This window comes from Lutibacter agarilyticus (assembly GCF_900188235.1).
Lineage (GTDB): Bacteria > Bacteroidota > Bacteroidia > Flavobacteriales > Flavobacteriaceae > Lutibacter > Lutibacter agarilyticus.
The window spans coordinates 107,876-122,877 of the sequence record NZ_FZNT01000003.1; the positions used below are offsets into that span (position 1 = coordinate 107,876).

Sequence of the window (15,002 nt, forward strand, 5' to 3'; positions counted from 1 at the left end):
CTTCTTAGAAATTTACGTTAATATTTAGTCCAATACTTCTTGTTGATGGTTGACCATAAATATCAACTCCTTGTAATCCCATTCCCGTACTTGAAGCTACATTTGGATCAAATGGTGCTTTTTTGTAGAAAAAGAAAAGGTTATTACCAATTACAGAAAATCGGATATTATTTACACGACTATCAGGGAATATTAAGTTATATCCTACTGATAATTCTCTTAAACTTACATTGGTAGCATCGTATACATATTCTCCAATAAGACCTGCTCTACCTGCTGTTTTTGTATAATAATCTTGAGCTGTCATTTGTTGTGCATTACCACTTCCATCAACAACATCAATCATTCCACCATTTCTATTTCTGGCATCAGCAGTTGCTTGAGACACACCGTAAAAATCGTTTACAGCTTCAGTAATACTAACTACATCTCCACCAAATTTAGCATCAACTAAAAAGCTAACTTGGAAATTATCAAAATTGAATGAGTTACTCCATCCTAGTGTAAAATCTGGTTGTGCATGTGCAATAGTTTCCCATTCTGTAGCTTCAATACTAAATCCGCCAGCACCATCATCACTTACAACAGGTAAACCATTTTCATTTCTTACTACTGAACGACCTCTAATACTTCCAAAATCTTCACCTTCAATTAATGAATATCCGTAACCGTTTACACCAGGCGCTGTAATAATTGCTTCACCATTTTGTAACGAAGGATGCACTGATACTACTTCATTTTTATTTAGAGCAAAATTTAAAGCCGTATCCCAAGTAACGTTTTCTTTTACTATAGGTTTTGCATCAACAGTTAATTCTATACCACTATTTTTAATTTCACCTGCATTTACAATATTTTGAACATACCCTTGTACATTAGGTTCTGCAGCAATAAAGAAAATTTGATTGGTAGTTTTAGTATTGTAATACGTAAAATCAAACCCTAACCTGTTATCTACAAATCTCCATTGTGTTCCTATTTCAAAAGAATTTTGTTTTTCTGGCTCTAAAGTTTCACCTTCAATTACACCAAATGTTGGCTTCGCAAAATTACCTTGACCATTTGGAATTGAGTTTAAAGGAATAGTTGCATACGCTGGAATATCTTTACCTACAATAGCATATGAAGCTCTTAGTTTTGCAAAAGTTACAGATTGTGGCAGCTCAAATAATTCACTTAACACACCTGTTAAACCAAATGAAGGATAAAAGAACGCGTTAGAGTCTGTATTTACCAAAGTAGACGACCAGTCATTTCTTCCTGTAATATCTAAATACAACATGCTTCTATATCCAAAATTTACAGATGCAAAAATTGATTGTACTTCCCTGTTATATACTGATTGTGAAATATCTTTAGTTTCAGCAAAGTTTCCAATTGTAAATACATTTGGATATGTTAACCCTTTTCCAATACCTGAATCTAAATGTAATTGATCTCCTGTTGAATATTTAGTTAAACTAGTTCCTAAAATTGCTGTGAAATTTAAATCGTCAGTAATATCAGTAGTATAATTTGCAATTAAATCTATATACTGTTGTGTGTTTTCTGTTTTTTCTAAAACATATCTACCTGTTGCAGGCACAAATGTAGGATCACTTCCGGCATACATTCTTTTATCAAAAGTAAAGAACGATTTATCGTAACTTGCTCTAGATTGCACTGAAAAATTTTCTAAAATTTGATATTTAGCCGAAACATTTGCTACAACTCTTTGTGCAACATCTTTACTTTTGTTTCGGTTAATTAACCAATATGGATTTTGTTGAATATTTTCATCAAAAGAAGTCGCATATTGATCCATCATATTTAAATCTGCATTAAAATACTCAAAGTTTTTATACTCATTTAAATCAATTCCAACAGGATTTAAATACAAACCTGTTAAAGTATTTGAATACAATCCGTTTGTTGGCCTGTTCCAAATTCGTTGATCTGATAAATTTACACCTGCAGAAACCGTAATTTTATCATCTAAAAAACTAGCTGTTTCTTTCACGTTAAAATTATTTCTCACCATTCTGTTATTTGGCATTACACCGTTTACAGAAGTATTTGCATAAGAAACATACGTTTGTGCAACTTTGTTTCCGGCTAATAATGATAACGATTGTATGGCAGTAATTCCTGTCTCAAAAAAGTCATCAACTGTGTTTGACAAACCACTTGTTTTTGCTCCCCAAGATTTTGGATCTGTAACATTTCCGTTTTCAGCAATTGGCTGTCCTACAGAATTTGATTGGTATTCTGTTTGCAGCTCAGGTAATGAAGTTACATTATCAACGGTTAAGCTTGAATTGAAATTCACACTTAGTTTCCCATCTTTACCAGATTTTGTTGTAATTAAAATTACACCATTTGCTCCTTGACTTCCATATAACGCGGAAGCTGAAGCTCCTTTTAATACAGTTAAGCTTTCAATATCATCTGGATTTATTAGTGATAATGCATCACCACCATCTCTATTTCCTGTTTGATCACCAAAAATACTAGTTCCTGGAGCTTCTCCATTACTACCATTACCACTGTTTAACATTGGCACACCATCAACTACATATAACGGATCATTATTTGTTGTTGAAGAACTACCTCTTAACACCACCTTTGAAGAACCTCCTGCTCCTGAAGAACTTTTTGTAATAGTAATACCTGCCGATTTTCCAGATAAACTATTAATTGGATTTGTTTGTTTAACCGTAGTTAACTCATCACCTTTTACTTCTTGTGCAGAATAGGTTAAGGCTTTTTTCTCTTTTTTGATACCCAATGCGGTTACAATAACCTCATCTAAACTTAAAGCATCATCTTCTAAAGCTGCATTTACAATTACAGCATCTGGTACTGTAATTAATTGTGTTTTCATTCCTAAAAACGTAAACTCTAACACGTCACCTGTTGAAGCTTCAATTGAGTAATTACCATCGTAATCAGTTTGTGTTCCTTGTGTTGTTCCTTTAATAACAACATTTACTCCTGGTAACGGCATTCCATCAGATTGCGCTGTTACTGTACCAGAAATTGTTTTCACCTGTGCCGCTACTTCTTGAGTAAAAGCCAGTGAAAAAACCATAATTAATAGTAGTATCGATTTTTTCATAAATAAATAAATTAGTTAAGTTTTGATTTGATAAACTTAGAGATAGCATTCACTTTCACAAAAAAAAATCTACAAACAACACAAAAAAAAGAATGAAAAGCAGTAATTTTGATATTAAGCGAAAACGTTTTCTGGCTCTTAAAAATTTAATCTGTTAAATATTTTGCTGTGATAAAAAAAACTGCTACTTTTTCCAAAATTTAACAATCTAACACCCCCAAAACAGCTAATTTTGAAGTCAAAATGGTTTAAAAACACAAGTTATTCTATTCCAACAAAAAACCATGTGTGGTTTTGGCTAGGCTATTTTGCTTTTAATGTAATACGTTGGGGAAGCTATTTTGATGACTATTGGTATTCTTTAAAATCAAATCTTGTTGAATTTCCACTACATATTATATTGGTTTATTTTAACATCTATTTTTTACTTCCAAAGTATATTTTAAGAAAAAAATACAAAACCTATATTGTCATATTTATTCTATCGCTTTTTGTAATTTATATTTTGCGAACTGAATTGAATTATTTCTTAGTGACAAAAAATATTTGGCCAGAAGCTGAAACTGTACAAGAAGCTTTTACATTTAACCATATTGTTGCTGTTATTTTAGGAGAAGTTTATGTGGTTGCTTTGGCTACTGCAATTAAACTAATTTTCGATTGGACATATGAACGAAGGCGGGTTGAAAATTTAGAACAAATACAATTACGTACCGAATTAAATTTTTTAAAATCACAAATTCAGCCACATTTCTTTTTTAATACACTCAATAATTTATATGCATTAACCCTTGTAAAGTCTGATGCTGCACCAAGTGTTGTTTTAAAATTATCAGATATTATGCAATATGTACTGTATGATGTTAAAGAACCTAAGATTAGATTGTTTACAGCAATCAACTACATTCAGAACTATCTTGACTTAGAGCGTCTAAGATATGGAGACAATATACAATCAACCACAGATATTATAGGTAATATTGAGGATATAGAAGTTCCGCCACTGTTATTTTTACCTTTTATTGAAAATTGTTTTAAACACGGCACAAAAGACAACAGTACTATTGAGGTTTTTATAAGTTTTGAAAATATTGAAGATAAATGGCTTATATTTAAAGTTGAAAATACTTTTAATGAATTAGCATTGTTAAAAGAAACAAATAAAAAACATGGTATTGGAATTAAAAATGTAAAAAGAAGATTGGAATTGTTGTTCAAAAACAATTTCGAATTTCACAACACTATAAAAGAACAAAAATATTGTATTCAATTAAAAATACCCATTGAATGAAAATTAAGTGTATAATTATTGATGACGAACCTTTAGCTATTAAAGTAATTGAAAATCATTTATCCGATTTTCAAAATATGGAGTTGGTAGCTACTTTTAATACTGCAATTGCGGCATTACCAACAATTGAAGAAAGTGAAATTGATGTTATTTTTTTAGATATTAATATGCCTAAAATGAGCGGCCTTGATTTTTTACGCTCTCTACCTGTAAAACCCCATATTGTAATTACAACTGCTTATAGAGAATATGCTGTAGAAAGTTTTGATTTAGATGTGTTAGATTATTTAGTAAAACCTATTCCTTTTGGGCGATTTTTAAAAGCAATAAATAAAGTTACTAACAGAATTGGCCTTGAAAAAGAAAAAATTAATGAGGTTTCATTTCAAGAAGAACCTTATATTTTTTTAAAAGTCGATAAAAAATTAATGAAAATTAAACTGAATGATATTTTATATATTGAAAGTTTAAAAGATTATATAAAAGTAATAACTATTACAGGCGATTATTTAGTTCATAAATCTATGACTAGTATTTCTGAAGAATTACCTCAAGAAAATTTCTTAAGAATTCACCGTTCATTTGCCATCGCCATAAATAAAATAACTTCAATTGAAGGAAACTCTGTTGAAATTGCCAATAGAAGAATTCCTATTGGAAGAAACTACCTTCAGTTTGCAAAACAAAAAATATTAAACATTAATAATCCTGAAGAATAGATCTTATTTATTAATGTTCGTCTATTAATTATACTCTTTCAGCTATTGTTTTATGTTGAATAGAGAAAAAAATTAGAAATTATTTTTTAATATCCTACTTTAGAGGTCAATTCCAAAACCGGAAAAAACAGTTCAATAAATTTTCAATACAAACCAACCATATGTCAACTTCAACCCAAAAAAACACCCTAATTCCAATTATAATTATTGCTGGTCTATTTTTTATCTTTGGCTTTGTAACCTGGATAAACGGAGCGTTAATTCCATTTATGAAAACCATTAATGAACTAACGGATGCGCAATCTTATTTAGTAGCATCAGCTTCTTATATTTCATTTGTAGTTATGGCCATACCTGCATCTTCTATTATTAATAAAATAGGTTATCGCAAAGGAATGTCGCTTGGCTTGATAGTTATGGCTGTTGGCGCCTTGGTATTTATACCTGCTGCAGAAGCAAGAACTTATTGGATATTTTTAATCGGAATTTTTATTCAAGGTATGGGAATGACGTTGTTGCAAACTGCTTCAAACCCTTACATAACTATTTTAGGACCAATTGATAGTGCTGCTAAGAGAATTGCCATTATGGGAATTGCAAACAAGGTGGCAGGTGCTTTGGGTTCGTTAATTTTTGGAGCTATTTTACTTTCAGGAATTGATGAGATAAAAGAAAAACTAAGTACAGTTTCTTTAGAAGAAAAAGAGACTTTATTAAACACAATGGCCGATAGTGTTGTTACTCCTTATATTGTAATGGCGGCTGTACTTTTTGTATTAGGACTTTTAATTAGAAAAGCACCATTACCACACGTAGAAGCTGACCCAATTGAGGAAGATAAAGATGGTGAAACATCAAAAACAAGTATTTTCCAATTCCCACATTTATGGTTAGGTGTATTAACCTTATTTGTATATGTTGGTGCTGAAGTTATTGCCGGAGACACCATTATTGCCTACGGAATATCTTTAGGAATGCCAGGAGCTGAAGCTAAATTTTTCACCACTTTTACACTTATGGCTATGGTTGCTACCTATGCTTTAGGCGTATTTTTAATTCCAAAGTATATAAGTCAAGCTTTTGCTTTAAAAGCAAGTGCTGTTATTGGAATTATTTTCACATTTTGCATTGTATTTACATCAGGATTTACGTCTGTATTATTTGTTGCTGGGTTAGGTGTTGCAAACGCCTTGGTTTGGCCTGCGGTTTGGCCTTTAACTTTAAAAGGCCTAGGGAAATTTACCAAAACAGCTTCCGCCTTATTAATTATGGCAATTTCTGGAGGTGCTATTATACCGCCTTTATACGGAAAATTAGTAGATGGTTTTAAAATAGACTTAATTTCTCAAGGAATGAGCGAGGCTGTAGCTACTGCTGAAGCTGCAACTTCTGGCTACTGGATTTTATTGCCTTGCTATGCTATCATTTTATACTATGCAATTTCAGGACATAAACTAGGTTTAAAAAAATAATTTTCACACTAAAATAGATTCTTTATGGCTACTCAAAGATTAATGGCATTAGATGTTATGAGAGGTTTAACCATTGCTTTAATGATAATGGTGAACACCCCTGGCAGTTGGAGTTATGTATATCCGCCACTGTTACACGCAAAATGGAATGGTTGTACGCCAACCGATTTAGTTTTCCCTTTTTTCTTGTTTATTGTTGGAGTTTCTATGTGGTTTTCATTTAAAAAATTCGATAAAGGAATTACAAAAAATTCCCTTTATAAAGTATTGAAACGATTTTCAATTATGTTTTTGTTAGGTGTCTTCTTGAACGGTTTTCCTTATTTTGAGTTTGAAAACTTACGCTATTTAGGTGTTTTACAACGTATTGCAATTGCGTATTTAATTGGTGCATTGTTATGTATGCAATTCAATCACAAAACAATATTCATTATTTTTATTGGAATATTAATCAGCTATTGGGGCTTACTTTATTTGGGTGTTTCGGAAGGACCTTATGAACTTTCAACAAATTTAGTTCGTAAAATTGATGTGCTTTTATTTGGTGAAAATCATTTATATAACGGATTTGGAATTCCGTTTGATCCTGAAGGTTTACTCTCTGCTTTACCATCCGTTGGGACCTTATTAATGGGTTATTTTACAGGAAGAATTATTGACACTTCGTTAAATACCATAAATGCTATTAAAAAACTACTTTCTATTGGAGCGCTTGTAACTTTTATGGGGTGGATTTGGAATTTCACATTCCCAATTAACAAAGCACTTTGGAGCAGCTCGTATGTATTATATACCGCCGGATTGGCAATGGTATTTTTAGCAGTCCTACTTTGGTTTATAGATGTTAAAGGTTTTAAAAAATGGGCTACACCTTTTATTCACTTTGGTACAAATCCACTAGCTATTTATATGTTTTCAGGGATTTATGTATCTGCAATTATCTATTTAATTCAAATACCAACAGGATCTGGTGAAGTTTTAAGCGGTTACGAATATTTATATTCCAACCTATTTGTTCCGTTAGCTGGCAATATGAATGGATCTCTTTTATTTGCAATTGCGCATATTATCTTTTTCTGGTTTTTAACGTATGTTTTATATAAAAAGAAGATCTTTATTAAAATCTAATTTCATTAAACTACAGATTTTAAATACCGCAATTAATAACTATTAGGTTCATATAAACTCAATCTATTTTGAAGTGAATTCATTTTAGATTGAAGTGCATTCATTTTTTTTAACAGATTAAAAACCACATCAATCCCTTCAATATTAATATTTAATTCTTGATGAATACGTATCATTTTTTCAACATCATTAATTAAATTTTGATGTAAACATTTGGTTTGTTCTATGGTGGTTATTTCTACCAAGCCTTCTTCTTCTAACTGCTGAAAAAATGATACCTCTACTTTATAATGATTGCACAATTGCACTATTGAAATAAAATCTTGCCCTTCCATATCTATCTTAATTTTGCTAATTCCTCAAATAATTCTTTTTCCTTTTCACTAAGGTTTACGGGTATTTTTACTTCATAAGAAATAAATAAATCGCCGTATTTACCTTCTTTTTTATAAACAGGAAACCCTTTTCCTTTTAATTTTACTTTCGTTCCGTTCTGAGTTCCTGGTTTTACATTTAGTTTCACTTTACCTTCAAACGTATTTACAACAACTTCTCCCCCCAAAACTGCAGTGTAAAAATCTATTGCAACTGTAGTGTATAAATTGCTTTTATCGCGTTTAAAGTTGGTGTTATTTGCAATAGTAAATTTAATTAGTAAATCGCCTTTTGGACCATTATTTCGACCTTCACCTCCGTGTCCCTTAATTCTTATTACTTGTCCATTTTCAACTCCAGCAGGTATTGTTAACCGAATGTTTTTACCATTCACCGCTAAAGTACGTTTGTGCGTTTTATAAACATCATTCAAATTTAAATGCAACTCTGCATTGTAATCTTGTCCCTTATATTTTACGCTTCTTCCTCTTGATGCCCCGCCGAAAGCAGCACCTCCACCGCCAAACATAGAACTAAAAAAATCTGAAAAATCTTCTTCAGAATAATTTTGTGAACGACCTTGATGCGAGCTTCTGTATTGTTGTTGCTGCTGATTGGCTTTCTCATACGCTTCAGCATGTTCCCAATCTTTTCCATATTTATCGTATTTTTTACGATTCTCAGGATTGCTTAATACTTCATTGGCTTCATTAATTTCTTTAAACTTTGCCTCTGCTTCCTTATCGTTCGGATTTAAATCTGGATGGTATTTACGAGCTAATTTTCGATATGCTTTTTTAATATCGCTTTCTGAAGCTTTTTTTTCAATCCCTAATATTTTATAATAATCTATAAATTTCATTACAGCTTAATTTTTTCATGAAACAATTATATCTACGATTGCCCAAAACAGGCAACAAAAGCATCTAAAGAAAGTAACAGAACAAACTTAAAACGCTAAAGATTATAGTATAAATATAACCTTTTTATAAATTATTTCATAATAAAAACCAACCTAACCTATTGATTATTTAGTATTTGTATTTTTTACTTTTTCGCCTGAATTTTAACAGATGTACCTTTTAAGCCTTCCCCTGTAACATCTAATTCAATAGTTCCGGTTTTAGTAGTTGCTTGTACCAACACCACTAATTTCCCGCTAAATAGTTTCATAGTTGGCAGGTGGAATTGCTCTAAAGATGTGGCATCACCATTACAAGCGGCTCTATAAATTCCCGCACCTGTTACCTTAAATTTTAATTGATTGGTTGAGGTTGGACACGAAATTCCGTTTTTATCTACTACTGAAACTTCAACATACGACAAATCTTTACCATCAGCTTTTAGGATTTTCCTATCTGGATTTAAAACAATTTCATAAGGTTTTCCTGCTGTATGAATTTCTTTCTCCGCAGCCTTATTTCCTTGTTTGTCAAATGCTACTACTTTTATAGTTCCCGGCTCATATTTTACATCCATCCACATCAATCGATACCTGTTTTGAGGCGTTTCATTGTTTTTTGTTTGAACACCCATACTTTTCCCATTCACAAAGAGTTCAGCGCTATCATAGCTCGTATACACAAAAATGGGGGTTATTTCACCTTCTCTTCCTTTCCAATTCCAATGCGGTAATATATGTAAGGTTTCATCATTGGTATTCCAACGACTTCTATACAAATAAAAACGATCTTTTGGCAATCCAGCCAAATCATTAATTCCAAAGTACGAACTACGTGATGGCCACATTTCATCATAAGGTGTAGGTTCTCCTAAATAATCAAAACCTGTCCAAACAAATTCACCAATTACCCAAGGCTTATCATCTTGCAACACAAAATCATCATCGGGTACATTAGACCAGCTACAATACTCTAAATCGTACGATGAACTTTGAAAATCATCGTATTGTTTCATACTTGCTTTTTCTACAGGAAATTTATAAATCCCTCGAGAACTCACCGTTGAAGCTGTTTCTGATCCTAAAATAAATCCTTGCGGAAATTTCTCATACGCTTCTTCGTACAAATGCAATCTGTAATTTAAACCTGGCACATCTAACAACGCCCCAAAACCAGATTCCATCGTAGCTTGCACCTGATCCATACCTACAGTTACTGGCCGTGTAGAATCTTCTCTATGAAATAGTTCTTGCAACCATTTGGCGCGTTTTACTCCTTCTGCACCCCATTGATCTGGCACTTCATTTCCTGAGCTCCACATCACAATACTTGGATGATTTCTAGTGGCGTGTACTAAATTCACGATATCTTTTTCTGCATAATCTTCAAAAAAACGGTTGTAACCATTTGCTACTTTTGGAATCGCCCATTCATCAAAACTTTCAGCTAAAAACATGAAGCCCATTTCATCGCATAATTCTAATTGCTCTATGGAAGGCATATTGTGTGAACTTCTTATAGCGTTACACCCCATATCTTTTAAAATGGTTAACTGTCTTCTTAAAGCTGACTTGTTAACTGCTGTTCCAAGCGGCCCCAAATCGTGATGCAAACAAACTCCTTTAAACTTTCGCACCTCTCCATTTAAACTAAAACCTGTTTGAGCATCATAGTTGATATCTCTAATTCCAAAACGGGTACTTACTTCATCTTTTAATTGATTTTCAAAAAATAATTGTGTTGTTGCCGTATACAAATAAGGCGTTTCTGGACTCCATAATTTTGGATTGTTGACTTTTAAATTTTGCTCAAACTCTTCACCAAAAATAGTAGTTGTTTTATTTGAAGAAACTTGGTTTCCATCAGTATCAAAAACGGTTGTAACCAAAGTGAGATTTTCACCTGTAATTTTGGTTTTAATATTTATTTGTGCTTCTTTAGTACTTATAAATGGGGTTGTAATAAACGTACCCCACTGATCTATACTTTCTTTATTTTTAACAATAACGCGAACTTTACGATACAAACCAGCTCCTGGATACCACCGGGATGCAAATTCTTTATTTGAAAGTTTTACAGCCAAGGTATTTTCGCCTTCTGTAATAAATGCTGTGACATCAAAATAAAAATAGCTATATCCATAGGCCCATTCACCCACTTTCTCACCATTTAAAAACACTTCTGGTTCACTCATGGCTCCTTCAAAAAGCAATAGTACTTTTTTTTCTTTTTCTTCGGAAGTAATATTGAATTTCTTACGATACCATGCTGTTCCAATATGAGGCAAGGAACCTGTTCTGCCTGTTTTTTCAGAAGGTATTCTTTCTCCATTTTGAACAATGGCAACTTCTTGTTTGTCTATTTCTTTATCAAATGGTCCGTAAATTGCCCAATCATGTGGAACTGTAACCGTTTCCCATTTTGAATCATCAAAATTTACTTCAAAAGCCTTTTCCTGATTTATTTTTTGAAATTTCCAATTGGTGTCTAAATCTTTAACTGTTCTTACTTGTGAAAATGAAAATTGGGCTAGTAAGAATATCAAAATCCCTAAAAATAATCGAGTTTTAGTTTTGGTTAACATGCATTATTATCGTTTGGTTTAATTTTCTGAAGATACTTTAATTTTTACTATTTCTAAAAAAAGCATCTTATTTTAATACAGATCAAATTAACAACGTATTTATATTTTATTAAAATATTTTTGAAGAATTGATTTAACAACCTCACTTGTTATAGGTTTTGAAATAACAGCTTCACATCCTGCCAAAGTAGCTTGGTCATGTTCGTTCTTTGTAACATAAGCTGTTTGAGCTATGACAATTAAATTAGGTGAAATCTGTTTAATTTGTTTTGTTGCCTCATAACCGTTTAATACTGGCATTTTTAAATCCATAAAAACTAAATTTATGGAATTATTAAATTTACAAGCTTCAACTGCATCACTCCCATTTTTAGCATGAAGAATTTCACAATTTTCAGGGATTATACCTTTTAAAAGAGTATCAAGATACAAGAAATTAACTTCCTCGTCTTCTGCTATTAAAATAACACACTTATGGTCTGTAGCTTCATCCGTATCTTTAAGAGTCACACTTGTAAATACTGGCTTGTACGGAATTGTAACAAAAAAAGTTGAGCCTTCATTTTTTTCAGACTTCAACCGTATGTTACCGCCTAATAATTCTGCATTTTCTTTAGCTATTGATAAGCCTAAACCTAATCCTCCTGTTTTACTTGATAAGTTTTTTTCCTCTTGAGCAAAACGTTCAAAAATCTTAGCATGATTTTCTTTATTTATTCCAATACCAGTATCTTTTACAAATAATTCAATTTCGGTATCAATAAGTTGATACCCAAACTCTACAAAACCTTCATTTGTATATTTTAAGGCATTTTCAAGTAAGTTGCCAAGTACTTTATTTAGTTTTAATTTATCGGTTAAAATAGTACTTTGTTCATCGGTTAGTTGTTTTTTAAAATACAATGGTATAGCGCTTTCTTTAGCTTTACTTTCAAAAATTGAAAACAGTTCCATTAAAACATCATTTAAACAAACCTCTGTTTCCTGGACTTTTACCTGTTTGGTTCCTAATTTGGAAATTTCCAAAATATCATCTATAATATGTAATAATTGGCGACCACTGCTTTGAATTATTCTAATAAAATTATTACGTTTTTGAGTTGTTAAATCCGTATTACTTAATAAGTCTGAAAATCCTAAAATACCATTCATTGGGGTTCTAATCTCATGAGACATATTATTTATAAACTCTGTTTTCAACATATCGCTTTCTTCTGCTTTTTCTTTAGCTTTTACCAAGTCTTCTTCTCCCTTTTTTCTGGCTGTAATATCAACTATTGAAGCAATATTTTTACCAAATTCATTAAGCATGGTAGAACGTATAATTACATAAATCGTAGAACCGTCTGTTTTTATAAATTCGGTTTCACTAAAAAAGTCTTTTTCACCTGAAGCAATAGACAATAATTCATCTTTTAAAGTAGAAAATGCTTTTTCAGTATTTGTTTTTCTAATATGTTTTGTTAACTCTTCAACGTTTTTAACACCTATTAAATCGAGTGTTTTCTCATTTACATTTAATATTTTAATTTTTGAAATACATTCTTTAACAAACGAAAAATTATCATTTATATAGGCCGTTAAATCTTTAACTTCTGCTTTCTTTTTATTTAAAAGTATCATAACTTCTGAGAAATCTTGTTCCCAAATTGAAACCGGACTTTTCTCAAATAAATTTTGGAATTTATTTTTAGTTTCAATGAGCAAGTTATTTTTTATAGACAATTCATTACCTAATTGAAGTAGTTCCTTGTTTTGTTTTTTTAATTTTATTGAAGCTTTCTTTAACGTAGTAATATCTTTTTTTATTGCTAAATAATTAACAGGTTCTCCATCTTCATTTTTTATAGGTGTTATACTTGCTTCTTCCCAAAATAGCAATCCGCTTTTTGTTTTGTTTTCTAGTTCACCTGTCCATACATTCCCTGCTAAAATAGTTTCCCACAAGTTGGAATAATAAGCCTTAGTTTCATTTCCTGAGTTTAAAATTCGTGGATTTTTACCAAGTACTTCTTCAGCAGAATACCCTGTGATTTCGGTAAATTTAGGATTGGTATATTCAATATTTCCTTTTAAATCTGTTATAACAATTGAATTAGGACTTTGCTCTAGGGCTGTTGACAATTTTTTAGTTTCGCTTAATAACTTTTTACTCTCTGTAATATCCTGAATTGTTCCATACAAGCGCACAGGCATACCATTTTCAAAATACACTTTTCCTTGTGTTCTAATATAAATATTGTTTCCCTTTGCTGTAGTAAGCAGAGATTCAAACTTATAAGACTCTCCATTTTCAATAGCCTTATTAACTAAGTTTCTAATAATTGGACGATTCTTTAGTGGATAATACTTTATACCATCTTCTATTGATAACTTTGTATTTAAAGATAACTCATAAAGCTTGTAAGTTTCTTCTGTTAAAAATGTTTCTCCTGTAATTAAGTCTAATTCCCAACCGCCAATTTTACCTAACTTACCGGTATCTTTTAAAAGCAATCTTGCTTTTTCTAGTTTATTTTCAAGTTGTTTCTTTTCTGTGATATCAATAATAAGTCCGAAAATTTGTAGCGGAATGCCATTTTCATCTCTTTTATAAATGGATTCTCGTGAATATAACCAAACCCAACCGCCTTTTTTTGATTTCATACGAAATTCATGGTCAATTAAATCATCATCCGCTGCTGTTTGATATCTCGGAATTATATGTTCACAATAATTTATAAAATCATCAGGATGCATCAGATATGAAATAACATTTGGGATATTCTTTATTTCCTCTGGTGCATAACCAAGAATCTTTTCAATAGGATTATTTACATAAATATTTTTATTTTGTTGAATATCGTAGATATAAATTATATCTGAAAAGGATTTAAGTAAAGAGTCTTGAAAACTGTCCTGTTTTTTGATTTCATCTTCTAACCTCTTTTCATTTGAAATATCTTCCAAAGCCATTACAAATTTATTTTCTGAAGGAGAAAATGCATTTACTTTGAAGTATTTTTTTGTATTGTGATTATAATCAACAAATTGGACTGTTTTTTTATTAAGAACAACATCGCTATATTTATCAATCCAAAACGGCTCAACATCAGGATAAATTTCACGAACAGTTTTACCAATTGTTTGGTTAATTTTTAACCCTGTGTGTTTTTCAAATGCAGCATTTAGTTTAATAAAACGATAATCGCTTGGTTTTCCTGTTTTATCAAAAAGGAGTTCACACAATGCAAATGCTGAAGTTAAACCGTAAAATATTTCTTTAAATATTTTATCACTATCATTGTATTCACTTTTTAATTCGTTTTTCTCTGTTTTCATAGAAACACGTCTAAAAATTAGTATTTTAAATGATTAAATGAACAGGCTTAGAAAAATAAGTGTAAAATTTGGCAAGCTTTATTCAAAAGCAAATTTATTATCCTTAAAGTTAC

The 15,002-nt window shown here is 31.3% G+C and carries 9 protein-coding genes; 4 read left to right on the forward strand and 5 right to left on the reverse strand.

Annotation, left to right across the window (positions count from 1 at the left end):
• Window positions 1-4 precede the first annotated feature (4 nt).
• Complete coding sequence (locus tag CHB67_RS05515) at window positions 5-3,097, reverse strand: SusC/RagA family TonB-linked outer membrane protein (RefSeq protein WP_089380765.1); 3,093 nt, start codon at window positions 3,095-3,097, stop codon at window positions 5-7.
• Window positions 3,098-3,329: 232 nt separating this feature from the next.
• Between CHB67_RS05515 and CHB67_RS05520 the strand changes: the two genes are divergently transcribed.
• The 4 genes from CHB67_RS05520 to CHB67_RS05535 all read left to right on the forward strand — a co-directional run bounded on the left by CHB67_RS05520 (window position 3,330) and on the right by CHB67_RS05535 (window position 7,707).
• Entirely contained in the window at window positions 3,330-4,388 is a 1,059-nt protein-coding gene (locus tag CHB67_RS05520; protein WP_089380766.1) for a sensor histidine kinase, read from the forward strand.
• Window positions 4,385-5,107, forward strand: coding sequence for a LytR/AlgR family response regulator transcription factor (locus CHB67_RS05525; protein ID WP_089380767.1), 723 nt, complete (start codon window positions 4,385-4,387; stop codon window positions 5,105-5,107). The genes CHB67_RS05520 and CHB67_RS05525 overlap by 4 nt, the downstream gene beginning before the upstream one ends.
• Window positions 5,108-5,268: 161 nt before the next feature.
• Window positions 5,269-6,579: a sugar MFS transporter gene (locus CHB67_RS05530; RefSeq protein WP_089380768.1), complete on the forward strand. Its 1,311-nt coding sequence runs from the start codon at window positions 5,269-5,271 to the stop codon at window positions 6,577-6,579.
• Between the two features lie 24 nt (window positions 6,580-6,603).
• Window positions 6,604-7,707, forward strand: coding sequence for an acyltransferase family protein (locus tag CHB67_RS05535; RefSeq protein ID WP_089380769.1), 1,104 nt, complete (start codon window positions 6,604-6,606; stop codon window positions 7,705-7,707).
• 32 nt (window positions 7,708-7,739) lie between these two features.
• Here the strand turns inward: CHB67_RS05535 and CHB67_RS05540 are convergent, their stop codons facing one another.
• The 4 genes from CHB67_RS05540 to CHB67_RS05555 all read right to left on the reverse strand — a co-directional run bounded on the left by CHB67_RS05540 (window position 7,740) and on the right by CHB67_RS05555 (window position 14,889).
• Entirely contained in the window at window positions 7,740-8,042 is a 303-nt protein-coding gene (locus tag CHB67_RS05540) for a chaperone modulator CbpM (RefSeq protein WP_089380770.1), read from the reverse strand.
• A gap of 2 nt (window positions 8,043-8,044) precedes the next feature.
• Entirely contained in the window at window positions 8,045-8,944 is a 900-nt protein-coding gene (locus tag CHB67_RS05545) for a DnaJ C-terminal domain-containing protein (RefSeq protein ID WP_089380771.1), read from the reverse strand.
• A gap of 185 nt (window positions 8,945-9,129) precedes the next feature.
• Window positions 9,130-11,568: a DUF4982 domain-containing protein gene (locus CHB67_RS05550; protein ID WP_089380772.1), complete on the reverse strand. Its 2,439-nt coding sequence runs from the start codon at window positions 11,566-11,568 to the stop codon at window positions 9,130-9,132.
• A gap of 99 nt (window positions 11,569-11,667) precedes the next feature.
• Complete coding sequence (locus CHB67_RS05555; protein WP_089380773.1) at window positions 11,668-14,889, reverse strand: PAS domain S-box protein; 3,222 nt, start codon at window positions 14,887-14,889, stop codon at window positions 11,668-11,670.
• Window positions 14,890-15,002: the final 113 nt, after the last annotated feature.

Excerpts from the sequence above, each read along its gene's own strand:
- CHB67_RS05515 (WP_089380765.1), bottom strand. The coding sequence starts at position 3,097 with ATGAAAAAATCGATACTACTATTAATTATGGTTTTTTCACTGGCTTTT.
- CHB67_RS05525 (WP_089380767.1), top strand. The coding sequence starts at position 4,385 with ATGAAAATTAAGTGTATAATTATTGATGACGAACCTTTAGCTATTAAA.
- CHB67_RS05530 (WP_089380768.1), top strand. The coding sequence starts at position 5,269 with ATGTCAACTTCAACCCAAAAAAACACCCTAATTCCAATTATAATTATT.
- CHB67_RS05535 (WP_089380769.1), top strand. The coding sequence starts at position 6,604 with ATGGCTACTCAAAGATTAATGGCATTAGATGTTATGAGAGGTTTAACC.
- CHB67_RS05540 (WP_089380770.1), bottom strand. The coding sequence starts at position 8,042 with ATGGAAGGGCAAGATTTTATTTCAATAGTGCAATTGTGCAATCATTAT.
- CHB67_RS05545 (WP_089380771.1), bottom strand. The coding sequence starts at position 8,944 with ATGAAATTTATAGATTATTATAAAATATTAGGGATTGAAAAAAAAGCT.
- CHB67_RS05550 (WP_089380772.1), bottom strand. The coding sequence starts at position 11,568 with ATGTTAACCAAAACTAAAACTCGATTATTTTTAGGGATTTTGATATTC.
- CHB67_RS05555 (WP_089380773.1), bottom strand. The coding sequence starts at position 14,889 with ATGAAAACAGAGAAAAACGAATTAAAAAGTGAATACAATGATAGTGAT.